Here is a 22676-nt window from a genome sequence, read left to right as displayed (position 1 = left end):
GAAATTTCTTGCCCCTAATTTGTGTCGTCAATCCTTAAGCTTAACAGACAAGTGAAATTGGAAGGATATTTGTCGGATTGTTAACCTGAACTTTACATTCCCTTAATTTATAGTTTACACACATGAGGTAAACTTATAGCAAGGAAATCTAGTGACTCAATAGCAGAGCCAGCATTAAATTTAGAGAGATCTGGAGGTGTACAGGTTGCCTCAACCTACGAAGTCATGGGTATATTATAATGACCGCTTAGCACGTTACTTATTTATCAGCAGTGCAGTCCTAGTATCTTTAATCATTTTATGTATTATTTGGTTTGTTGGGATGCAGGGTTTATCTACCTTTCGAGAAGTCAGCTTTCTTGAATTTTTCACAAGCAGTAAATGGAGTCCGGATTCCGGTCAATACGGGGCACTGACTTTTATTGCAGGATCAATTGGTACTACTCTAATTGCCATTTTGCTTGGTGGTCCATTAGGGCTGGCAGGAGCCGTTTTTTTAGCAGAAATTGCTCCTCCCTGGGTAAGGGCTATAATGCGCCCTGCCACTGATTTATTTGCAGGGATCCCTTCTGTAGTCTATGGCTACGTGGGGATTACGGTGATAGTAGGCTTTACACGCAAAATCACTAACTCTTCCACCGGTTATGGTATGTTGGCGGCAGGTATTGTCTTAGCTATAATGATCTTGCCAACAGTTATTAGTCTTTCGGAAGATGCCTTGCGTTCATTGCCCGGATCTTATAAAGAAGCATCCTTAGCTCTAGGGGCCACACGCTGGCAAACCATTTGGCGTATTCTTGTGCCGGCTGCTTCTCCTGGGATATTAACAGCGATTATTTTAGCCATGGCCAGAGCCATCGGGGAAACCATGGCAGTTCAGATGGTTATTGGTAATTCTCCAAGATTCCCAGACTCTTTAGGAAGCCCTACCTCAACCTTGACGAGTAATATTGTTATGGAAATGGGCAATACACCTTATGGATCAACTTGGAATAATGGCTTATTTATGATGGCATTTATTCTTTTAGTTATTGCGTTGATTATGATTATTCTAGTTAGAACAGCCTCGCGAAAGGGGGCAGTCCGTTGAAAGCTCATCAAGCAAACCGATTTGCCAGCATTCTGCTTTGGATTGGCGCTATTGCCATCCTTGCACTATTAGTTGCTTTTTTAACTCTAATTTTAGGTCGTGGTCTACCATACCTGACGGCTGAGTTCTTTAGTGGTTCAGATGGGGTCAGGGGGCAATTATTTAATTCCTTCTATATTTTATTTCTGTCCTTAATATTTTCCCTTCCGATTGGTTTAGGTGCTGGAATTTACATGGCTGAATACGCACCTCAGAATAGGTTTACTGACCTCATTCGCCTAAGTACAGAGAGTTTAGCCAGTGTACCATCTATAGTCTTCGGTCTCTTTGGTATGATTGTCTTTGTCAATATGTTTGGCTTGGGATTCACTATCTTAGGAGGATCTGCTACTCTGGCGTTACTCAATTTGCCGATCTTAGTGCGGGTTACAGAAGAATCCTTACGGGCAGTACCCAGAAGTTATCGAGAAGCAAGTTTAGCCTTAGGGGCAACCATGTGGCAAACTTTGCGCAAGGTTATTCTGCCGACAGCTCTTCCTGGGCTGATTACCGGAATAACCCTAGTTGCAGGCAGAGCACTTGGGGAAACAGCAATACTGATCTTCACTGCAGGAATGAATGTCTCCCGAATCCTCTTTGACGTTAACCCTCTAGCCGCGGGAGAGACACTGGCCGTTCATTTATTTGCGGTAAAGTCAAATCCTTTACCAGGCACAAATTCTGACCAGATTGCAGATGGAACCGCCGCTCTGTTAATCCTCATGGTCATCGTCTTTAACATTTGTTTATCATTACCAAGTCGTTGGCTGCAATATCGACTTCAAGGGAAACATAGGGGGTAATACCCTGGATATAAAGATAGAGGAGAAATAATATGGATAAGATCGTGGTTAAGGAACTCGACCTTTTTTACGGGGAACAGCAGGCCTTAAATAGTATCAGCATAGCTATGAAAGAGAGAAGTGTGACTGCTCTTATTGGTCCTTCCGGCTGTGGAAAGTCAACCTTTTTACGGACGCTTAACCGAATGCAAGATTTGACACCGGGTGTAAAAATCATAGGTCAGGTTAAGATCGATGGGCAGGACATTTATGCAGCTGACACTGATGTGGTTTTACTTAGGAAGAAGGTAGGAATGGTATTCCAGCATCCTAATCCTTTCCCAAAATCAGTCTTTGAAAATGTGGCCTATGGCCCACGAATTCACGGAGAAACTGACAAGAAGAAATTAAGTGAAATCGTTGAAACCAGTTTGAAAGATGCCGCTTTGTGGAACGAGGTGAAAGATCGCTTACATGAATCCGCTTTAGGACTTTCCGGTGGTCAGCAACAAAGACTTTGCATTGCACGCTTATTGGCAGTGGGGCCTGAAATTCTGCTGATGGATGAACCGACCTCTGCCCTTGATCCAATTTCGACGATGAAGATTGAGGAATTAATTGCAGAACTGAAAGACAAGTATACAATTATCATTGTGACTCACAATATGCATCAAGCTTCCCGAGTTTCGGACAGAACCGCCTTTTTCTTAAGCGGTGATTTAATCGAGGAAGATATAACAAGTGTACTCTTTACTCGACCGGCAAAGAAGAAAACAGAGGATTATATATCCGGACGATTTGGTTGATATTTTCCAACTCAATGTTCCGTTTTGACTGAACGGGGTCACTGCACTTTTTGGTACCTAATACTATATAAATTGTTGTATAATTAGAGAAATAAAAGCAAGGGAGGAGGACTACAAATGCCTACTCGCCAGAAATTTGATCATGAACTAGAAGATCTGCGCCTAAAAATTTTAACCCTGGGAAAGATGGCCGAACAACAAATAGCACTTGCAGTCAATTCTTTAATGAACCAGGATCTAGAGTTAGCTAATTCCATCGTCGTGAAAGATTTGGAACTGAATGATTTGCGAGCAGACATTGAAGAAACATGTATTCTCCTAATCGCAACGCAGCAGCCCTTTGCTCGTGATTTACGCAAACTAGTAGCTGGTTTCAAAATATCCATATACCTTGAGAGAATGGGGGACCTGGCTGTTGACCTAGCTAAAGTGTCCATCAGAATAGGTCATGAAAAGTTAATCAAACCATTGGTAGACATTCCGCGAATGAGTGGAATTGTGCAAGAAATGATTAGAATTGGTCTAAAGGCATACGTAGACGAGGATTGTGGCGCAGCTGCAGAAATGTCCTTAATGGATGATGAGATTGACAAGATTTATTCCGGTGTTTTTGGGGAACTAAAAACCATTATGATGGAAAACCCTAATAATGTGTCACAGGCCAATTATCTGCTGTTTGCCAGCCGTTTCTTGGAACGACTGGGAGATTATTGTACGAATATAGCCGAAGAGATTGTTTATATATGTAATGGTAAGAGGATGGATCTTAACGAATAGAAACAACATAAAGATATCCCTATGGCCAAGATTATTTAGCCATAGGGATATCTTTATATCCAATAGTTCCCATTGTGATTGAAACCACACTTAATAGATTGCATATTTGTTAAACTACCCCAGAAGGCTATAAATACAAGCATAATTAATTCTGGGGGAATATAAATGAAACAACCGGGGTTTATTATTGAGCACTGCCGACAAAATTGTCCGAAAGCAACCCGAGAATGGAGGGAGCTTTTAGAGGAATTACCATCAAATTTAGCGGCTTTGAATATTGAGGAAACTCTTCAAAAAAAGTTCGGACAGGTTAATCACCATCATCTGCTTAAAATATGTTTGGCTGGTTGTCCAAATGGCTGCTCCCGACCAGATATTAAAGACTTTAGCATTTCTGGATATGTCACTCCCCAAACTACAGATGATCCCTGCATAGCCTGCCATGCTTGTGTTAGATCATGCTTGGAAAATGCGATTACCATAGAGAAAAATGGAGTAGTTGTCATTGATAAATCGAAATGCCTCTCTTGTGGAAATTGTTTGAGTGTTTGCCCTTCAGGTACACTAGCAGCAGGGGAAAGTGGCTGGAACTTGCGCATAGGTGGAAGAATGGGCCGACATCCCCGTTTTGCATCTTTCGTTAAACAAGCTAAAACAGATGAAGAGGTAATTGCCTGGGTAATAGAGACTATTCAAGACTATCTTAATAATGGAGGCCCCCTAGAAAGGTTTACCCATTTTGTTGAGCAGAAAATCCAGCTTAATCTAGAGTTCGAGAGCGAGAAGCCCGCTCGTGTATCCAGATTCGAAGATTTTCCATATCCATAATTGTTATGTTTTTTTTCTTGATCTCAATGATTTTTACTTCTTTTAACTCCGTTAAAATCCGACTGACAGATTCACGAGCCAAACTACACATGCCGGCAAGCTCTGTGGCAGATAGAGGTATGGTAATCATAACTCCGCTCTTTGTTTTTTGACCGTGTACATGGGCAAGAGCAAAAAGCTTTGCAGCCAGGCGCAGGCGGGCATCCCCAAGGGATAGATTTCTAATTTGTCGGTAGGAACGTCGTAAATCAAGAGCAAGATCATCATACAATAACCAAATTAACGATGGATTACTCTCTATAAAACGCATAAATGTTAGCCGATCAATTGTCAATACTTCTGTCTCCTCTATGCAAAGAGCTGAATGGGGGTAAGGTTTACCGTCGAGAATAATCTCCGGAAAAAAAGCTGGAGCATTAAGTACCCGGATTATTTTTTCGGTATATTCGCTCATTAAATAGAGTCTGACTCGACCATTAATTAAAAAATAAAGAGTAGTACCTTCATCTCCTGAAAAATACAGATATTGTTTAGAGGCATAACGTCGGATTCTTCCATGAGAGAGACAAAAATTAATAAATTCAGGTGTCATTTTACCTGAAAAAAATCCTTTAGATAAAAGATCCTGTAGTTGCTGATCGTTGATCATCTTATCACCAAACCTTATAAAAGTTATCTTTCAGATACATTATAACATTAGCTACCTAAGTTTGAGATATTTCTTGAAAAGTATTGGCATGCTTACACTATTTTACAAAAGTAATGTGGGATATCCGTTTTTCTAGTAGGGAAAGCTAACTTTAAGCTTCGATTGGATTACTTATTGGAAAGGATGGATGGCAATGGGAACACGCAAAAAAGTATCAAGAGCCAAAGCATCAGTTACAGTTAGAGATCCTCATTATCAAGAGTATGACACGCATAAAGAACGAAATATTCAACAGCCGCTGCCCACAAAAAACTCGTTTTAAAGAATAAAAAAATCAGGTGAGGAGCAGGTATTACAGCCTACTCCTCTAAAATATTAAATTTTGATATAACATTTGATAATGTATCAATTCGAAATAATATTGACTGTAAAGAAGGATATTTCTTTTATTAGTCGAATAATCTGAATTACATAAATATTTGCATATCATAATATCCGGTGTATTAGATAAATAGTCATTCTAAATAAACAAGGGCCGATTGGCAATATTTTGGGGAAGCAAAAGGAAAAGTTTGCTATATAATTTCTTAATTATGGCCATATTGACTTATTCAACGCTCAATGCTAGTCTTAATTTGTGAGAAGAATAGTATAGATTGTGCATTTTGTTACTTTGATTTCTAGTAATTGGCTTAATTGTAAATCTATTAATTTGGTTATGTGAAACAAATCTTATTTAGTGAGCTGCATCTAGGATTTTGCTGGGAACTCTGCTTAGCTTTTTGTCTACTCAGAGTTATAATATTGTGTTTGGAAAATAAATTCCTTCTCACGCTTTATAGGGGGTGTTATGAAAAGAAATACTGTTATGGTGTCTACTGGAGAAGGGCTTTATGAACCAGAGACGAAGTTATCCTATTATGATGCTCTTACCTCGTCGATTAAGGAATCTGTCGGTCTTAAGGTATTATTATCAAAAGTCATATTCTCAAAGGATTAATTTTGTTGCAGTAAGGGGGAAACAGTGTGAATATTGTCGTTTTTATCAAACAAACATTCGATACTGAGGCTAAAATCGTACTAGATGCTAGCGGTAAAATCGATGCCAATGGGGTTAATTTAATTATTAACCCATACGATGAATATGCCATTGAAGAAGGAATCAGACTTAAGGAGAAGAACGGCGGCGAAGTGACCGTTGTAAGCATGGGGGGTTCACGTGCTCAAGAAGCAGTCCGTACTGCTTTGGCAATGGGTGCAGACAAAGGTGTATTGGTAAGCGATCCTGGACTAGAGAATACCGATGAATTCGGCAGAGCTCAAATACTAGCTAAGGTTGTTGCCGATATTCCTCATGATGTAATTTTAGCCGGACGTATTGCTATTGATGATGGTGCAAGTCAAATTGCTGTTCGTTTAGCAGAGGCGTTAAGCATCCCTTCAGTCAGCAGTGTTATTAAACTAGAAGTTGCCGGAACCCAAGCCACTGCAACTCGTGAAATTGACGGCGGGACTGAATTAATCGAAGTTAGCTTCCCTGCAGTATTTACGGCCCAAAAAGGTTTAAATGATCCTCGCTATCCATCCGTAGCCGGTATCATGAAAGCTAAGAAGAAACCATTAAAAAGCTTAACCCTTGCAGATCTTGGTTTTAGCGCTGGAGATTTGAAAATGGTTATTAATCAATATAGTTTACCTACACCTCGTAAAGCAGGGCGCAAAATTGATGGTGAACCTGCACAAGCTGCCAGTGAATTAGCAAAACTCTTGCGTGAAGAAGCTAAGGTTCTGTAAAGGAGGAATTAAAATGGCTAAAGGAATTATGATTATTGTTGAACAACGCAATCTGCAAGTTCGTAAAGTTTCGTTAGAACTACTTAGTGAAGCCCGTAAAATCGCAGACCAAACTGGTGAGTCAGTAGTAGCTGTTGTGCTTGGTCAAGGCATTGATGAACTTGCGCCAACTCTTGCCGCTAGTGGTGCTGACAAAGTAATAGTTATCGATGATGCTAAGTTAGCAGAATACTCCACAGGTGCCTATACCTCTGTGCTTAATAAGATCATTCGTAAAGAAGAGCCCCAGGCTGTTTTACTCGGAAATACTGCTGCTGGTAAAGATCTTGCTCCACGCTTGGCCCAACGTCTTGGAATTGGCTTAGCATCAGACTGCACAGGCATGGAAATTGACTCCGCTAACTTCTTAACATTTAAACGTCCGATTTACGCCGGTAAAGCATTTGCTCATCTCACTTCCAACGTTCGCCCAATTATGGCTACGATTCGTCCTAATACATTCCCTGTAACACCTCCGGATGCTGCTCGTCAGGCTGAAGTTGTTAAAGAAGCTGCTGATATTGATCAAGCTGATTTAACGGCAATTCTTAAGGAAGTCGCTATCGCTGCTTCCAAACGCCCAGAGCTTACAGAGGCTAACATCATTGTATCTGGTGGACGGGGTATGAAAGGCCCAGAGAATTACAGCATTCTCGAAGACTTGGCTGATGTAATTGGTGCGGCTGTAGGAGCTTCACGTGCTGCAGTTGATTCAGGTTGGAAAGAGCATAAATTCCAGGTTGGACAAACAGGAAAAACAGTTGCCCCAACCCTCTATATTGCTTGCGGAATTTCTGGAGCAATCCAACACTTAGCAGGTATGGGCTCCTCAAAATTCATTGTGGCCATTAACAAAGATCCGGAAGCTAACATCTTCAATGTAGCTGACTATGGTATTGTTGGAGACCTTTTTGAAGTAGTTCCCTTGCTAACTGAAGAGTTCAAAAAGCTTGTCAACGAATAAAACTGAATACAGAATACTTAAGTGAAGCGCCTAACCAGGCGCTTCCTTAATAGGTAAGGAGAGGAAAGAATGGCAACACGTGAAGTGTACTGGAATATTGAAGGACATCATTGGCTTTACTTATTCTTTATCATTGCACTTGCTATCTTTGCTTATGGAGTATATAAGCGTGTTAAGCTTTGGAAATTAGGACAGCCCGAAAATCGTTGGAAAGACATTTGGCCGGGGATCAAAGATGTACTCGTTTATACCTTTGCTCATAAACGGATTTTCAAAGACATTTTCCCGGGAATGATGCATGCGGGTATATTCTACGGATTTTTATTCCTAGCTTTTGCAACTGCCATCATCACTCTCAAAGCAGATTTTTCCATTGATCTATTCCATGGTTGGCTATATCTATTTATTAAGGTTACTGCCAACTTGTTTGGACTCGCTGCCTTAATAGGCATAATCATCGCTGCTTACCGAAGATATATTCAGCGACCGGATCGTTTAGATAATAAGGCGGATGACGGCATCACCCTGGCTTTATTATTTGCAATCCTTTTGACAGGGTTCATCATTCAGGGAGCACGTATTGCTGTATTGCCAGATCCTTGGGCAGCCTATGCATTTGTCGGGCAATGGATGTCTATTCCAATCCAAGCATTGCTCAATGAAGCGCAAATCTTGTCCTTGCACGTCTTCCTTTGGTGGTTCCATCTTTTCCTTGCCATGGCTTTCATAGCATATTTCCCCTATTCCAAGCTATTCCATGTCTTACTCGGCCCGCTAAATCAGTTCTTCCGCAATCGAGGACCGATAGGTATTCCTGAGCCAATTGACTTTGAAGATGAGAGCCTGGAAACATTTGGAAAAAGCCAGTTACGCGAGTTTTCCTGGAAGACATTATTTAATACAGATGTATGTTTGCGCTGTGGACGCTGCCAGGATAACTGTCCAGCCTACTTAAGCGGCAAACATTTGAATCCAAAAGGAATTATTCAGGATATGCGAGTTCTCATGGAGGAAATGGGTGAGGCACTCCAAGCTAAGAGTAAAGTATTAGTTCAAGCCGCTGATGAAGAAGCTGCTGCGGCAAGCGAAGCTGAAGAGATTGAAGAATGGACTGGTCGGGCGTTAATTGGTGAAGTCATTCCTGAAGAAGACTTATGGGCTTGTACTACGTGTCGTTCTTGTGAGCAGCAATGTCCGGTATTCATAGAGCACGTCGACAAGACCATCGATATGCGTCGGAATCTCGTACTCATGGAGACACGCTTCCCAGCTGAAGCTCAATTGGCTTTTCGCAACATGGAGAATAACGGTAACCCTTGGGGCATCGGTTGGACTACTCGGGCGGATTTTCTTACAGGGCTGGGAGTTAAAACTTATGAAGAAGATCCTAACGCTGAGTATCTATATTGGCCTGGTTGCTCTGGAGCATTCGATGCTCGTAATCAAAGAGTTTCTGCTGCCCTTGTTAAGTTATTTCAAGCTGCAGGCGTTCACTTTGCAATACTGGGAAATGAAGAGAAGTGCTGTGGTGACTCCGCTCGTAAGTTAGGAAACGAATATTTATTCTATTCATTAGCCACAGAAAACATTGAAGTTATGAAGGGCTATGGAGTGAAGAAAATTGTTACCCAATGCCCACACTGCTACAACTTCTTAAAGAACGAATACCCACAACTTGGCGGAGACTTCGAGGTGATTCACCATACAGTATTCCTCTTAGATCTAGTCAAGTCCGGCAAGCTTAAGCTAACAAACTCGGATAGAAAATCGGTTACTTACCACGATTCTTGTTACCTTGGTCGGTATAATGAGATCTATGAACAGCCTCGTGAACTGCTTAAGGCAGTAGGCTTGAGTCTTAGAGAGATGTCACACACTGGTGAGAAGAGTTTCTGTTGTGGTGCCGGCGGAGGCCGTATGTGGCTTGAAGAGCATGAAGGTCAACGAATTAATGAAATGCGGACTGATGAAGCTATTGCAGTTAAATCCGATTATGTTGGTACTGCATGCCCCTTCTGTCTAACCATGATTAATGATGGTATAGCGGCCCGTGAAGTTGGAGAAAAGCTAAAGGCATTAGATGTAGCGGAAATACTGGGAAAAGCCCTATAAATTTGACTTAAATATTCAGAATAATTTTAATAGTGCAATGAAGTTTAAATAATTAAAACAAAATAAATAATTTAATTAAGACTAAATATAAAAAACCAACTGAGCTAAAATCAGTTGGTTTTTTAATATAACATTAAAGCACTAAGAATACAATTAGTTGGAGAAGTGTTTTAAGCTTAGGAGAAGCAGACCCAGTTTCAAATCTGCCAGGATACTGTTATTTTATCCCTGATAAGCCGAAAAATACTAAATTCCTGCTACCTTAGGCCCAGGATAAATTACTAGGTGAATACCCCTAGGTGGAAGGAACTGTATATTGGAACAGGCCTGAAAGAGATAATAATAATATATAAAGTTTGAATAATATACTTCATTATGAATTTATTACACAAAAACTTTATACCAAATTGTTGCAAGTTTTTTTCTTTTTAGGGAATCATAAATTATAGTTACATAATCAGAAAATATTACCATCTAGAGGCAAATACTATTCTTTTAAGCAAAAATATGTAAAGTATTCCAAAAAGAAAAGCAGGGATTTTGGATTGTCTACAGAATAGACATTTCAAAGAAGCAATAATTTTAATTGCGAAGGTACTTTAAGGTAACATGAGGAGGGAATTAGTATGAGTATAAAAGTTGGGATTAATGGTTTTGGTCGAATTGGCAGACTTACACTTCGAGCATCACTTGAAAAAACATTTCCATTCGAGATTGTTGCCATCAATGATCTAGGTAGTCCGGATTTATTGGCTCATTTATTCAAGTACGATTCAGTTCATGGTGTCCTGGAGAAGGATGTAGAAATCAATAACCAAAAAATGGTCATAGACGGAAAAGAAATTCAAATATTCGCCGAAAGGAATCCCTTAGATCTGCCCTGGAGTAAACTGGGTGTAGATATTGTGATTGAATCCACCGGAAGATTTACTAAACGTGACGATGCGTCCCAGCATCTTACTGCAGGAGCTAAGAAAGTAATTATCTCAGCGCCGGCAAAAGACGAGGATATTACGATTGTAATGGGAGTCAATGAAAATCTCTATATTCCAGAGAAACATCATATAATTTCTAATGCTTCCTGTACTACAAATTGTCTGGCGCCGGTTGCCAAAGTTTTACTTGATGAATTTGGTATTGAACAAGGATTAATGACGACTACTCATTCAGTTACGAATGATCAACGGATATTAGACTTGGAACACAAAGACTGGCGCAGATCAAGAGCTGCCTATCAGTCCATAATACCTACTACAACAGGTGCAGCTAAAGCTGTTTCCCTAGTGATACCCGAACTAGAAGGCAAGATGAAAGGGCTGGCTGTTCGAGTTCCAACTCCAAACGTCTCTTTAGTTGATCTTGTCGTTTCGCTAAGTAAGCCAACAAATCGGGAAGATATAAATAATGTCTTGAGGCAAGCAGCTACTGGCAGGATGAAAGGGTATCTGGAATACACAGAATTACCTTTGGTTTCTCACGATTTTAATGGCAACCCTGCCAGTTCCATTGTCGATGGTTTATCGACCATGATGATTGGGGATCGGATGGCTAAAATCCTAGCTTGGTATGATAATGAATGGGGTTATTCAAACAGGGTTTTGGATTTAGTTAAACTCATAGTCACAAAAGGTTTATAACTTGAAGGAGAAATATATGAGAAGGACAAAAATTGTTTGTACCATTGGTCCGGCAAGTGAATCTCCGGAGAAGGTTCAGGAACTGCTTGCCGCTGGTATGGATGTTGCACGCCTGAATTTTTCCCATGGAACCCACGAAGAACATGGCAGAAGAATTGAGATTTTAAGAAGGGAAGCTGCCAAGTTTGGGAAACATTTAGGAATACTTCTTGATACTAAAGGGCCTGAGGTACGAACAGGAAAAGTTCCTGAGGGTGGTATTACCCTTAACAATGGAACGGAGTTTATCTTAGACACAGATCTAAGCCTTGGTAATCTGCAGCGGGTAGGAATTACTTATACCAATTTATGGCGTAAAATTGAGCCCGGTAGTCACATTCTTATCGACGATGGACAGATAGACCTTAAAGTGACTTCCACAGAAGAGAATATTATTCGGACAATTGTTCGCAACGGAGGGGTTTTAAAGTCTCAAAAAGGTGTGAATGCACCGAATGCACTGATTGATTTACCAGCAGTTACTGAAAAGGATATTGAGGATATACGCTTTGGCATCTCCCAAGGAATCGACTTCATTGCTGCATCTTTTACTCGTAAGGCTATAAATATCCTTGATGTCCGCAGAGTAGTGGAAGAAATGGGTGCCGATGTCCACATTATTGCCAAGATCGAGAGTCAAGAAGGAATCAAGAATTTAGATGATATTCTCGAGGTTGCTGATGGGCTTATGGTTGCTCGGGGAGATCTGGGGGTAGAAATCCCGGTCGAAGAAGTTCCAATCAGACAAAAGGAAATGATTCGTAAGTGCAATTTGTTAGGTAAACCTGTTATTGTAGCAACCCAAATGTTAGATTCCATGATACGTCAACCAAGGCCTACACGAGCAGAAGCCAGTGATGTGGCTAATGCCATTCTGGATGGTACGGACGCAATTATGCTCTCAGGTGAAACAGCAGCGGGGTTATTTCCAATTGAAGCGGTCAAAATGATGGACAAGATTGCTCAGAGAACTGAAAAAACTTGTAAGAATGATCAAGCATCTCGGCATTCTGCCAATGTTGCAGAAGCAATCAGCTTTGCCAGCTACACAATTGCCAAAGATGTCAAGGCGGCTGCAATTCTCACTCCTACCCATTCAGGCTTAACTGCACGTATGATTTCCAAATACAGACCGATGGCTATGATTATTGCGGCAACCCCTTTTGACAATACCGCAAGAAAGCTTTCCCTTCTATGGGGTGTACAACCCATTATTGTTCCGGAAAGTCCCGGAACGGATGAAATGTTGGCAGTAACTGTTAACACATCGTTAAATAGAAGCCTCATCCAGGCCGGTGATGTTGTCGTAATAACTGCCGGGGTGCCAATTGGCAAAGTCGGGTCAACAAATATGATTAAGGTTCAAATAATGGGTAATATTTTGTCTAAGGGAATTGGGATTGGGCGTAAATCCTATTCAGGTATAGCCCGTAAAGTCCAAGATCCTGAACAAGCGGTTTTCAATGATGGGGAAGTATTAATTGCGGAATCAACGGATGCACAATTCGTACCCTTAATCTCCCGGGCTGGTGCCTTAGTCGTTGAAGAAGCAGGCTTAACATCTCATGCAGCCATAACCGGGTTACAATATGGAATTCCGACGATTGTTGGTGCCGGGGGTGCCTTTTCTAAGGTTGAAGATGGTCAAACCTTGACTGTTGATGCCTTAACTGGAATGATGTATGAGGGGTCAGTTAGTATTTTATAACCCAGTATCAGTATTAACCCTTCATATCTAATTTGAAAATCCATCGCCTACTTAAAATAATTAAGGCCGGGCATAACCTTAGAAACGCGAATAGTCCTTGGACTATTCGCGTTTAATCTAGATTTTTGCAATTATTTGGGGAGGGTTAATGAATCATCCATACTTCTTTTAAGACTTTGTAAATCATGATTATAATTTCCTGTATTAGTCATTTGATCATCAACTAAATCTTTATCAATTGTACTATGCTCCCGGTCATTAAAGACTCGAATTAAGCCGGCATGCTGTAATTCGCTGGCAATCTCAAATAAAGAATCCCGTTTATCCCGGGGTAAACTATTGACAAAGCGGTTTATTTTCACCGGGGGCACAAGATTTCGGAATTTAACTCCACCATACTTAATAATACGTTCGGGCAAAGATGATCTCCTCCTTACATGAAGTTTATCTAACATTGTTATTATTTGCTTTATGATTAAAACAAATACGCTTTTTGAAAGGGTTAAATGGAGAGACATAAAAAAATAGAGCAAGAAATGCTTGCTCTAAAAATATAAGTATTTGACTTGCTTTTGAGTAAATTCTTGTTATTGTAGAGGGGAGTCCTCTTCAACTTGGACATTGCTGAGAGTTTCTTTAACTTGTTCACGAATAAAAGTCAGGTACTCTTGGCGTAAGGCTTCTTGCTCTGCGGCTTCCCATTCCTCTAAAGCAACTGTCCGTTTTTTTCTGGACAACTCATTAATTCGTTCGATAAATATTTGTATGGCTGAAGTACTCAAGGATGATCCTCCTTTTTTTGGGATATACATTATCATTTGAATCACAAACTACCGAACTATCTTCATTTTCTGCTCATTATAGCATAAGTGAGAAATCACTTACAAATTGCTTCTATGTAGTTTGTGTTTAATAATTTTTAGGTCTGGTATTTAGCCCAGTAACCGTGATTAAGTACTAACTCACAATATTTAGTAGGAAAGAAGGCGGTTTAATGATTTTGTCATCAAAAACAACTTTACGCGTACGTTATGCAGAAACAGATCAAATGGGAATTGTATATCATTCTAATTATCTAATCTGGTTTGAAGTAGGGCGATCAGAATTGTTTAGAGAGTTAAACCTTCCTTATACAGAATTTGAAAAACAAGGACTGGGTTTAGCGGTAATCGAGGCTAATTGCAGATATCGTCAACCCGCTCGCTATGATGATGAGCTTATTATTGTTACTGAAATCGAAAACATGACTACACGCAGAGTTGTTTTTAGTTACCATGTATATCGAGAACAAACCCTATTAGCAGAAGGAAAGACTGTTCATGTTTTCTTGAATCAAGAGGGACGTCTAGCCGATGTTCGCAAATATGACATATGGAGTCGCTTGGAGCCTCTATTTGCCAAAAGGGAATAAAATGGAAGTAGAAATCCGGGGGGAGCGCTTTTTAGACTTTTTAACCCGTGCGAAGACGGAGCTGCAAGAAGGTTTAACCCGTGCGAAGACAGTGTCTTCGTCGTTCCGCACGCGTCTGCGAGTTCCACCGCTGGCTCATTGGACGGTTCGCGAGCGCGTCCGAACCTCTGGGTATTCCTGGCCGCATGCTATGCCGTTCGTGGCGCATGCGGCACTAGGAACATCGTGTTCCGTCGCATGTGAACCTGCGGCGCGCTACGGGGACGCGAACCGTCGGTGCTCGCCTTACCGCGGCTTCACTGACGCATCCGCTTAGCTGAAAAGCGCTCCTCCAGCCAGTTTGCTAGGAGTGTAAGTATTACCTTGGGGACTCAGGTAAGCCTTCGCGTGAGAGGAAAACAGTCCTTTAGCTTTTCATTCCCTGATGGTGCCGCCTTAGCTGCGGCATGGTAGGCTACTCCGACATTAAAGAATCGTATGACGGATATTTGAATTCCAACTTGCCATGTGGTATTATGTATACATAATACAAAGAGAGAAGGGATCCTATGTTTCTTGTAACTTGGATTGAAGGGGAAGAAGTCAATTATCGGGTTGTTAAAAATCAAGAACTTCCTAATCTAATGGCAATCCTTGGTCAGCACGCAATCATTCAAAAGATAGCATCATAGAACTACGGATAATTCCTTTCTGTCTCGTGTAGAATTAAATTAGGCAAATAATTTGCTCATCTTTAGATGGGCTTTTATTTTTGTTTTGAAATAGCAGGATAATCCCAGTTTACACAGAATATAAATTGAGTTATAGATTTGTATCGTTTTGTAGGAGGTGTAGCAATGTCCTTCAAAGTAGTTGTTGACAGTTCCTCTGATATTCCTTTGGACAAAGCAACAAATGCAGGCATAACTACTGTTCCCATGCCCGTTACAATTGATGGTGAAACATTTTTAGAAGGAATTAATTTACAGACTAATGACTTCTATTCGAAATTTGAAACGTTTAAGGAATTACCTAAAACATCTCAACCCAATCCAAACACCCTTTTGGAAGCCTATGAGAAAGTTTTGTCAGAAGGTCATGAGGTTGTTGCAATTCATCTTTCCTCGGGTTTAAGTTCAACGGTTTCCACCGCGCGAATGATTCGTGAGATGACCTCTGCTCCCGAGCGCGTTCACGTCATCGATAGCTTAGGTGCCTCATTTGGTTATGGCTTATTAGCATTATTTGCTCAAACTGTTTTGCAATATGCTTCCTCTTGGGAAGAGGCTGAAAAAACTATCTTAGAGTATCGGAAAAACATGCGTTACGTTTTCACGATAGACAATTTGGAGTATCTTGTTAAAGGTGGCAGAGTTAGTAGACCAGCTGGATTTATTGGTGGGCTGCTCGATGTTAAGCCTATATTGCACTTTACTTCTGAAGGAAAGATTGAGCCCTTTGCTAAAGTTCGTACCAGACGTTCAGCTATTCGTAAATTGGTTGAGATCATGGCAGATGACTTGGAGCACATGGAAAATCTCCACCAGCAAGTGATTGGAATATCTCATTCAACCTGCTTTAATGATGCACAAATCTTAGCTGAGGAGATTCGCCAACGGTTTCAAGTTAAAGATATTTGGATTAGTGAAATAGGATGTGTTGTTGGTAGTCATACCGGACCCGGAACCTTGGCTCTTTTCTATCCGACTCAGAATAACTAAATCAAGACATTTGACTGTTGAATAAGGGCCGACAAGTGCGATGCAGACTAACCTTGATTTTTTGAGATTAGTGCACCGCTAGAAAGTTTGCCTTACATGGGTATGTTTACTAAACTATTCAAGCTGTTATAGGGGGAACACTTTTGAGATTATTTAGATCGGTTTTTCTGGCATTATTCATAATAATTAGCTCCTCACCAGTTGCTTATGCTGAAAATACTCCTCCACCGGATGTCCGTGGAGAAGGTGCTTTTCTGATTGACGTATCATCTGGACAAACCCTCTTTGTGAAAAATCCTGATAAACAATTGGCTCCGGCAAGCACTACTAAAATAATGACAGGGCTTCTAGCCATTGAAAATGGAAACTTTGACGATATGGTGACGGTTAGTAAAACTATGTTAAATAATAAAGTAGTTTATGGTACTCAAATATACCTTGAACCCGGAGAACAAATACTCTTTAAAGATCTTCTCTATGCAACCTTGTTAAATTCAGCCAATGATGCTGCAGTTACCCTGGCTGAGTATGTAGGTAAGGACATGAGCCACTTTGTGGAGATGATGAACCAGCGGGCCAGTGAAATTGGGGCAACTAATACACATTTTGTAAATCCAAGTGGTTTAACAGAAACAGGACACCTGACAACTGCTCATGATTTGGCCCTTATTGCCCGAGAGGCTTATCAAAATCCAATATTTGCTGAGTTCGTACGCACGAAGACCCAGCCTATCTCCAGATCTAAGGCCGATGTTCCGGTCTTAATGGTTAATGAGAATAAATTATTGTGGAGAGACTCTTCGGTTGATGGCATAAAGACAGGTTATACTGCCGCTGCCCAAAATTGCCTTGTTGCCTCAGCCACTAAAGAGGGACGTCAGCTGATTGGGGTGATTCTTAAGTCACCCGGGCGAGAAATCTATACAGATATGCAAAATATGTTTGATTATGGCTTTACTCAGTTTAGCAATACGATAATCAAACCCGCTGGGGCTGTTATTTCATCAATTACAGTCAATACTGAACCTGTAGATCTTGTCCTTGATCAACCAATCTATTCAACCCAAAAGCTTAATGCACCGGAGAATACTCTAAATCTCCGTGTAACACCCTTATCGACAGACCCCTTAACATCTGTTGAAGAGGGACAAGTCCTTGGGCAAGTTGCGGTTTTAGAGGGAGAGACCCAAATAGATGTTTTTCCTTTAAAAGCTGCTAAGTCAGTTCATCCGGAACCGGTTAAAGCATCCCTTGCCGGATCTGTTTCATCGTTTTCAACTTGGATTATTGGAACATTGCTTTTATCCGGCACTATATTTTTCCTAAACTCCTTGTATAAGAAGCGACGAAAAACTCTTTATTGGCGAAGGCAGGTCAGGCGGTCGAGAAGAAGAGATGGGTTATAATGGCTTAGAGAAGAATTATTATAAAATTGCCTGAGAAAGTGCATAATATCTCTTGCAGTTATATAATCAGGCACTCAAGCTTGGAACAGTAATCTTAAACTAAGTGCATAATTTTAATAGTGGGATTTGGAGTTGAACATTACTTGGAAAAAGAAAAAAAAGTAGTTACTTTAGCCTATGGCTGCCAGATGTCAGAACGTGACGCTGAGACCCTAAAACAAATAACCCGCCAAGAAGGCTACACCAGTTCAGATGATCTCGCCAGTGCGGATCTAGTGATAATAAATACCTGTTGTGTAAGAGAAAGCGCCGAGAACAAAATATTGGGAAAAATCGGAGAGCTAAAAAGGCTAAAAGAAAAGAATCCCAACTTAAAAATTGCCATTAGTGGATGCATGGTTCAACAACCGGGTGCTTTAGAGAAACTCCAAAAACGTGCCCCTCATATAGATATCTGGACAGGAACTCATAATCTTCATGAGTTTTCTACTCTATTGCATAAAGCGGAGCAAGGGGAAAAAGCAGCGGAAGTGTGGAAAGAACCCCAAAAAACCTTAGAATCAACTCCCCTCGCTGAAAAAGGCAAGCTTCAGGCAAATGTTAATATTATGTATGGCTGTAATAACTTTTGCTCCTACTGTATTGTCCCCCATGTCCGGGGCCGAGAGAGAAGTCGTAAACCTGAGGAAATAATTCAAGAGATTAAAGACCTGGTGGCCAGTGGATGTCGGGAGGTCACCTTACTTGGGCAAAATGTAAATTCCTATGGTAAGGAGTTTTCGCCCCACTATGATTTCGCTGATTTGCTGCGGGACGTTGATCAGATCCCAGGACTTTTGAGGGTTCGCTTCATCACTTCTCATCCTAAAGATTTGTCCGACAAGCTAATCGCCGTCGTTGCTTCAGGAGAGAAACTTTGCGAACACTTTCATCTCCCCATCCAATCTGGGAGCAATTTTATTTTGGAACGCATGAATCGGAAATATACCAGGGAATACTATCTCAGTAGAATCAGTAAGATACGTGAACTCTTGCCTCAGGCGAGCTTGACCACGGACATAATTGTTGGTTTTCCCGGGGAATCTGAGACGGACTTTGAACAAACCTTAGAAATTATGACATTAATCCAGTATAGTCATGCCTTTACGTTTATGTATTCCAAACGTTCAGGAACACTTGCCGCCGATATGGAAGACCAAATTCCTCTCGATATCAAAAAGCGCAGATTACAGAGATTAATGAGTGTTCAAAACGCTCAGAGTCTGGAATGGCGCCAACGTATGCTAGGGAAAACCTACGAGATATTGGTCGAAGGTCCGAGCAAAACAAATCCTGAGCGTTTTACCGGTCGAACTCGCGGAAACGAACTAGTTGTTTTTAAAGGTAATTCCGACATTATTGGTTCATTAGTAAATATTCAAATTACTGAAGCTGCAACTTGGACACTGGTTGGAGAAATTGTAAACCCAGAAATGTAGAATTTGTTTGAGAATGCATAATATAAGCAGGAATCATACTATTCTATGTAGAATGTAATATGAGGAGGTGTGATACATGACAAATGAAATAATCGAACATGCTCGACTCTTAGCTGACGCTATTGCGCGAAGCTCCGAACTTGCTGAATTGCATAGTAAGGAAGATGCAATGGCTGCTGATCCTTCAGCACAACAATTGATTGCAGAATTACAGAAAGCTCAGGAACATTTCATGGAAGTTCAACAAAATGGGGCAGAGCCTTCTGAAGCTGATAAAATTGCGGTGGACGAAATCGAAGCTAAAGTTCAGGCCAATGACGCCATTTCAGCTTATATGGATGCACAAGACAAATTCACAGAAATGTTGGATAGTGTTAATGCCATTCTAGCAGGTGCTATTGCGGGAGCGTCAGGAGGTTGTTCCTGCGCGGATGACAGTTGCGATCCCAGCGGATGTACTCCTGGAGGTTGCGGAAGTGCAGGCTGTGGTTGCGGAGGGATCTAATTCCCCTCAATACCAATCACAAAACTAACGAGAGGGAAGGGCTTTAATCTGAGCTCTTCCCTTTTGGGGTTTAAGGATTTATAAGAATGATTGACTATCTAATCAATCTCTTTTGGATAAATTAACTTAAAGGGGAGAAGCATAAATGACTACCCCCATGATGCTGCAATATAAGAGCATAAAAGAACAAGCTCCGGATGCTATTCTGTTTTTTCGATTAGGGGATTTTTACGAAATGTTTGGTGAAGATGCAGAAGCTGCAGCGCCTATTTTGCAAATAGCCTTGACGGCAAGAGATGCTGGGGATGGAAAAAGGATTCCAATGTGTGGAATCCCTTATCATGCTGTGGAAAACTATTTAGTAAAGCTGGTTCGTTCAGGGCATAAAGTTGCTATCTGTGAACAAGTTGAAGATGCAAAGGCTTCCAAAGGGATTGTTAAACGAGATATAATTCGCATCGTATCTCCGGGTACACTGACAGAATCAGTTGCCGAAGGATCAAACCATTATTTGGCAAGTGTTTATTACTCTGAACAATGGGGGCTGGCCTTTCTGGATTTATCGACAGGTGAATTCACAGTTTTTCAAACTCCTCACCTGGATGTTTTGCTGGCTGAAATTGCTCGAATAAATCCTGCGGAGCTTCTCCTAACACCTGAACTCGTTAAAAACCCTAAGTTGTGGGTGCAATATTACTGTACTGTTCGCGAACAAACAACCTTTAAAACCCCAGCCATGCGGGAGCATTTCCATGGTCAAGAGGGATTATTTGCAGAGTTCCCAATTGCAACTCTTGCTGCTACCGGTTTATGGAGCTATTTATTAGAGACTATGCCAGGGGTTGACCCTACTCATATTGTTGAAATCAAAACATACCGCTCTGAACGTTGGATGTTCCTTGATCAATGGACGCGACGAAATTTAGAGCTCACTGAATCCCTCAGAGGTATTGGAAAGAAGGGAACCCTGCTTTCTGTTCTTGATGCCACCCATACTGCCTTCGGGGGTAGACTATTGAGGCATTGGATTGATAAGCCCTTGCTTAAGCAAGATGAGATAGAAGGACGTCTTAACTCCATAGAAGAACTAATAGAGGACGCTTTTCTCCGGAAAGATCTCCAAAAACTTCTTTCAGAGGTCTATGACCTGGAGCGATTAATGGGAAAAGTATCTTACGGTACAGCTAATGCTAAAGATCTATTATTATTGACTCAAACCTTAGCCCTTCTTCCTGATATTACCACAATTATAACCTCAAGCACTGCCGAAACTCTAAAAGTCAAAGTGCCTAAGCTAGATGGCCTAGGTTCATTTGTTGAGAATTTGCAGAAGGCGATTAATCCTAACCCACCATTATCTCTACGAGATGGAAATCTTATTAAGACCGGTTATTCACAAGAAGTTGACGAATTACGGATCATTGCAACAGGTGGTAAAGAGTGGCTGGCCCAGTTAGAGAATGCGGAACGGGAACGCACCGGAATCCGCTCCCTAAAGATAGGGTATAATAAAGTCTTTGGTTACTATATCGAGATAACTCATGCCAACGCTCATCTTGTACCCGGGGATTATCAACGTAAACAAACTTTGTCTAATGCTGAAAGATTTATTACTCCGGAACTTAAGGAATATGAGCTAAAAATTATTGGTGCCGAGGAAAAACTAAAAGACCTGGAATACGAACTTTTATTGGCCTTGCGAGAACAGGTTCGGGCAAATGCCAAAAAAATCATCAGCGTTGCTCAAGTCTTAGCAGAAATCGACGTTTTTGTTAGCTTAGCAGAAGTAGCTGTTAATAATCATTATGTTCGTCCCCAGATCAAGACCGACGGACAAATTCAGATAACGGAAGGTCGTCACCCGGTCGTTGAAAAAATGATTGAACAAGGCACCTTTGTTCCTAATGATACACTAATGTCCGAAAATCAACATTTAGCGCTCATCACCGGTCCTAATATGGCGGGTAAATCAACCTATATGAGGCAGGTGGCCTTAATTGTATTAATGGCTCACATAGGTTCTTTTGTCCCAGCGAAAAAGGCTAGTATTGCCTTGGTTGATCGCATTTTTACTCGAGTAGGAGCATCGGATGACTTGGCGGCAGGTCAAAGTACATTCATGGTTGAGATGCATGAAGTAGCACACATTTTGAAATATGCCAGCAGAAATAGCTTAATCATCTTGGATGAAATCGGGCGAGGAACTGCCACTTATGACGGACTTAGTATTGCTTGGGCCGTCAGCGAGCATCTTGTGCAAAATCCTCAGTTTACCCCTAAGACTCTCTTTGCTACACACTATCATGAGTTGACTCAGCTTCAGGATAACTTCCCCGGACTCTTTAACCTCCATGTTGGAGTTAAGGAACGAGGAGAGGATATTGTATTTTTGCACAAAATCTTACCCGGTCGAGCAGACCGCAGTTATGGCATTCAAGTAGCCAGGCTGGCCGGCCTGCCCCAGGAACTGATTATTCGTGCTAAAGCTTTACTCTTGGATCTGGAATCCTCTGAACCCGTACATGCTTCTGATAAGTCGGCAGAGGTTATTACTCAATTCTCATTATTCGATGTTCCGAAAGTCCATCCGCTTCTGCAAGAGATTGAGAAGCTGCCTTTGGAAGATATGACTGCTCGTCAAGCTCTCCAATATCTCTTTGATTTGCGGGAGCGTATCCAATCGACAGAAACCTTGTAGGGTACTCGAGGTTCGAAATCTGAAAGGCGTAGTTTAAGGTAATCTGAGTATGGTGCGACTTCTTAAAAGGAAATCGAAGGATGCAAAATTATGGTGATGACCCAGTTCAGGTAAGGTGAACTTTCAAGTCCCGTAAAAGTTATGTTCAGGAAAACAGTTCGATATTTCCTAGCAGGTTTGTGATCCTGCATTGAACTTCGAACACCGATAAAGG

General features: G+C 41.2%; 22 protein-coding genes. 19 read left to right on the top strand and 3 right to left on the bottom strand.

Annotation, left to right across the window (positions count from 1 at the left end):
* Positions 1–205 precede the first annotated feature (205 nt).
* The 5 genes from pstC (at position 206) to BLS16_RS10360 (ending at position 4322) form a co-directional block, all read left to right on the top strand.
* Entirely contained in the window at positions 206–1090 is an 885-nt protein-coding gene (gene pstC / locus BLS16_RS10380) for a phosphate ABC transporter permease subunit PstC (protein WP_092332983.1), read from the top strand.
* The gene (pstA, locus tag BLS16_RS10375; protein WP_092332981.1) at positions 1087–1932 is read left to right on the top strand and encodes a phosphate ABC transporter permease PstA; all 846 of its coding nucleotides are present in this window, start codon (positions 1087–1089) and stop codon (positions 1930–1932) included. The genes pstC and pstA overlap by 4 nt, the downstream gene beginning before the upstream one ends.
* A 32-nt stretch (positions 1933–1964) precedes the next feature.
* On the top strand, positions 1965–2717 hold the full coding sequence (gene pstB / locus BLS16_RS10370) for a phosphate ABC transporter ATP-binding protein PstB (protein WP_092332979.1): 753 nt from the start codon (positions 1965–1967) through the stop codon (positions 2715–2717).
* Between the two features lie 117 nt (positions 2718–2834).
* Complete coding sequence (gene phoU / locus BLS16_RS10365) at positions 2835–3494, top strand: phosphate signaling complex protein PhoU (protein ID WP_092332977.1); 660 nt, start codon at positions 2835–2837, stop codon at positions 3492–3494.
* Positions 3495–3659: 165 nt separating this feature from the next.
* A complete protein-coding gene (locus tag BLS16_RS10360; RefSeq protein WP_242876255.1) occupies positions 3660–4322 on the top strand; it encodes a 4Fe-4S dicluster domain-containing protein in 663 nt (220 codons plus the stop codon).
* On the opposite strand, the gene BLS16_RS10355 is transcribed toward BLS16_RS10360, so the two are convergent.
* Positions 4255–4971: a Crp/Fnr family transcriptional regulator gene (locus tag BLS16_RS10355; RefSeq protein WP_092332975.1), complete on the bottom strand. Its 717-nt coding sequence runs from the start codon at positions 4969–4971 to the stop codon at positions 4255–4257. The two genes, BLS16_RS10360 and BLS16_RS10355, sit on opposite strands and share 68 nt — an antisense overlap.
* Before the next feature lie 193 nt (positions 4972–5164).
* On the opposite strand from BLS16_RS10355, the gene BLS16_RS24560 reads away from it, so the two are divergent.
* From BLS16_RS24560 to pyk, 7 genes are all read left to right on the top strand, one after another.
* Entirely contained in the window at positions 5165–5293 is a 129-nt protein-coding gene (locus BLS16_RS24560) for a hypothetical protein (RefSeq protein ID WP_282433732.1), read from the top strand.
* 528 nt (positions 5294–5821) lie between these two features.
* Positions 5822–5971 (top strand): hypothetical protein, encoded by a 150-nt coding sequence (locus BLS16_RS23575; RefSeq protein ID WP_176786128.1) that lies wholly within the window; start codon positions 5822–5824, stop codon positions 5969–5971.
* Positions 5972–5997: 26 nt separating this feature from the next.
* Positions 5998–6765, top strand: coding sequence for an electron transfer flavoprotein subunit beta/FixA family protein (locus tag BLS16_RS10350; protein WP_092332973.1), 768 nt, complete (start codon positions 5998–6000; stop codon positions 6763–6765).
* Positions 6766–6778: 13 nt separating this feature from the next.
* Positions 6779–7768: an electron transfer flavoprotein subunit alpha/FixB family protein gene (locus tag BLS16_RS10345; RefSeq protein ID WP_092332971.1), complete on the top strand. Its 990-nt coding sequence runs from the start codon at positions 6779–6781 to the stop codon at positions 7766–7768.
* A gap of 69 nt (positions 7769–7837) precedes the next feature.
* Positions 7838–9880 carry a heterodisulfide reductase-related iron-sulfur binding cluster gene (locus tag BLS16_RS10340; RefSeq protein WP_092332969.1) on the top strand — a complete coding sequence of 681 codons (2043 nt, stop codon included), beginning with the start codon at positions 7838–7840 and terminating at the stop codon, positions 9878–9880.
* Between the two features lie 626 nt (positions 9881–10506).
* Entirely contained in the window at positions 10507–11517 is a 1011-nt protein-coding gene (gene gap, locus BLS16_RS10335; RefSeq protein ID WP_092332967.1) for a type I glyceraldehyde-3-phosphate dehydrogenase, read from the top strand.
* Positions 11518–11533: 16 nt separating this feature from the next.
* Positions 11534–13264, top strand: a complete 1731-nt coding sequence (pyk, locus tag BLS16_RS10330; protein WP_092332965.1) for a pyruvate kinase — start codon at positions 11534–11536, stop codon at positions 13262–13264.
* Positions 13265–13395: 131 nt separating this feature from the next.
* On the opposite strand, the gene BLS16_RS10325 is transcribed toward pyk, so the two are convergent.
* Both BLS16_RS10325 and BLS16_RS10320 read right to left on the bottom strand, forming a co-directional pair.
* Positions 13396–13683, bottom strand: coding sequence for a hypothetical protein (locus tag BLS16_RS10325; RefSeq protein ID WP_092332963.1), 288 nt, complete (start codon positions 13681–13683; stop codon positions 13396–13398).
* A gap of 168 nt (positions 13684–13851) precedes the next feature.
* Positions 13852–14046: a DUF896 domain-containing protein gene (locus tag BLS16_RS10320; protein WP_242876254.1), complete on the bottom strand. Its 195-nt coding sequence runs from the start codon at positions 14044–14046 to the stop codon at positions 13852–13854.
* Between the two features lie 212 nt (positions 14047–14258).
* On the opposite strand from BLS16_RS10320, the gene BLS16_RS10315 reads away from it, so the two are divergent.
* From BLS16_RS10315 to mutS, 7 genes are all read left to right on the top strand, one after another.
* Complete coding sequence (locus tag BLS16_RS10315; RefSeq protein ID WP_092332959.1) at positions 14259–14675, top strand: acyl-CoA thioesterase; 417 nt, start codon at positions 14259–14261, stop codon at positions 14673–14675.
* A 548-nt stretch (positions 14676–15223) separates the two neighbouring features.
* Positions 15224–15346, top strand: coding sequence for a hypothetical protein (locus tag BLS16_RS24555; RefSeq protein ID WP_014903309.1), 123 nt, complete (start codon positions 15224–15226; stop codon positions 15344–15346).
* A 165-nt stretch (positions 15347–15511) separates the two neighbouring features.
* Positions 15512–16375, top strand: coding sequence for a DegV family protein (locus BLS16_RS10310; protein WP_092332957.1), 864 nt, complete (start codon positions 15512–15514; stop codon positions 16373–16375).
* Between the two features lie 143 nt (positions 16376–16518).
* Entirely contained in the window at positions 16519–17781 is a 1263-nt protein-coding gene (locus BLS16_RS10305) for a D-alanyl-D-alanine carboxypeptidase family protein (RefSeq protein WP_092332955.1), read from the top strand.
* A 143-nt stretch (positions 17782–17924) separates the two neighbouring features.
* Positions 17925–19259 carry a tRNA (N6-isopentenyl adenosine(37)-C2)-methylthiotransferase MiaB gene (gene miaB, locus BLS16_RS10300; protein WP_092332953.1) on the top strand — a complete coding sequence of 445 codons (1335 nt, stop codon included), beginning with the start codon at positions 17925–17927 and terminating at the stop codon, positions 19257–19259.
* A gap of 76 nt (positions 19260–19335) precedes the next feature.
* A complete protein-coding gene (locus BLS16_RS10295) occupies positions 19336–19764 on the top strand; it encodes a YlbF/YmcA family competence regulator (protein WP_092332951.1) in 429 nt (142 codons plus the stop codon).
* Positions 19765–19909: 145 nt separating this feature from the next.
* Entirely contained in the window at positions 19910–22462 is a 2553-nt protein-coding gene (gene mutS, locus BLS16_RS10290) for a DNA mismatch repair protein MutS (protein ID WP_092332949.1), read from the top strand.
* Positions 22463–22676 lie beyond the last annotated feature (214 nt).

It is taken from the genome of Desulfosporosinus hippei DSM 8344 (assembly GCF_900100785.1).
In the GTDB taxonomy this organism is placed as follows: Bacteria; Bacillota; Desulfitobacteriia; order Desulfitobacteriales; family Desulfitobacteriaceae; genus Desulfosporosinus; species Desulfosporosinus hippei.
Note: the sequence above shows the minus strand (reverse complement) of the source record. Positions and strands in the feature narration are given on the sequence as shown.

What these genes read in the sequence shown, in the direction of transcription:
- BLS16_RS10345 (WP_092332971.1), top strand. Translation starts at nt 6,779, where the DNA reads ATGGCTAAAGGAATTATGATTATTGTTGAACAACGCAATCTGCAAGTT.
- BLS16_RS24560 (WP_282433732.1), top strand. Translation starts at nt 5,165, where the DNA reads ATGGGAACACGCAAAAAAGTATCAAGAGCCAAAGCATCAGTTACAGTT.
- BLS16_RS24555 (WP_014903309.1), top strand. Translation starts at nt 15,224, where the DNA reads ATGTTTCTTGTAACTTGGATTGAAGGGGAAGAAGTCAATTATCGGGTT.
- pyk (WP_092332965.1), top strand. Translation starts at nt 11,534, where the DNA reads ATGAGAAGGACAAAAATTGTTTGTACCATTGGTCCGGCAAGTGAATCT.
- phoU (WP_092332977.1), top strand. Translation starts at nt 2,835, where the DNA reads ATGCCTACTCGCCAGAAATTTGATCATGAACTAGAAGATCTGCGCCTA.
- BLS16_RS10315 (WP_092332959.1), top strand. Translation starts at nt 14,259, where the DNA reads ATGATTTTGTCATCAAAAACAACTTTACGCGTACGTTATGCAGAAACA.
- BLS16_RS23575 (WP_176786128.1), top strand. Translation starts at nt 5,822, where the DNA reads ATGAAAAGAAATACTGTTATGGTGTCTACTGGAGAAGGGCTTTATGAA.
- BLS16_RS10360 (WP_242876255.1), top strand. Translation starts at nt 3,660, where the DNA reads ATGAAACAACCGGGGTTTATTATTGAGCACTGCCGACAAAATTGTCCG.
- gap (WP_092332967.1), top strand. Translation starts at nt 10,507, where the DNA reads ATGAGTATAAAAGTTGGGATTAATGGTTTTGGTCGAATTGGCAGACTT.
- BLS16_RS10340 (WP_092332969.1), top strand. Translation starts at nt 7,838, where the DNA reads ATGGCAACACGTGAAGTGTACTGGAATATTGAAGGACATCATTGGCTT.
- mutS (WP_092332949.1), top strand. Translation starts at nt 19,910, where the DNA reads ATGACTACCCCCATGATGCTGCAATATAAGAGCATAAAAGAACAAGCT.
- pstB (WP_092332979.1), top strand. Translation starts at nt 1,965, where the DNA reads ATGGATAAGATCGTGGTTAAGGAACTCGACCTTTTTTACGGGGAACAG.
- BLS16_RS10310 (WP_092332957.1), top strand. Translation starts at nt 15,512, where the DNA reads ATGTCCTTCAAAGTAGTTGTTGACAGTTCCTCTGATATTCCTTTGGAC.
- BLS16_RS10295 (WP_092332951.1), top strand. Translation starts at nt 19,336, where the DNA reads ATGACAAATGAAATAATCGAACATGCTCGACTCTTAGCTGACGCTATT.
- BLS16_RS10355 (WP_092332975.1), bottom strand. Translation starts at nt 4,971, where the DNA reads ATGATCAACGATCAGCAACTACAGGATCTTTTATCTAAAGGATTTTTT.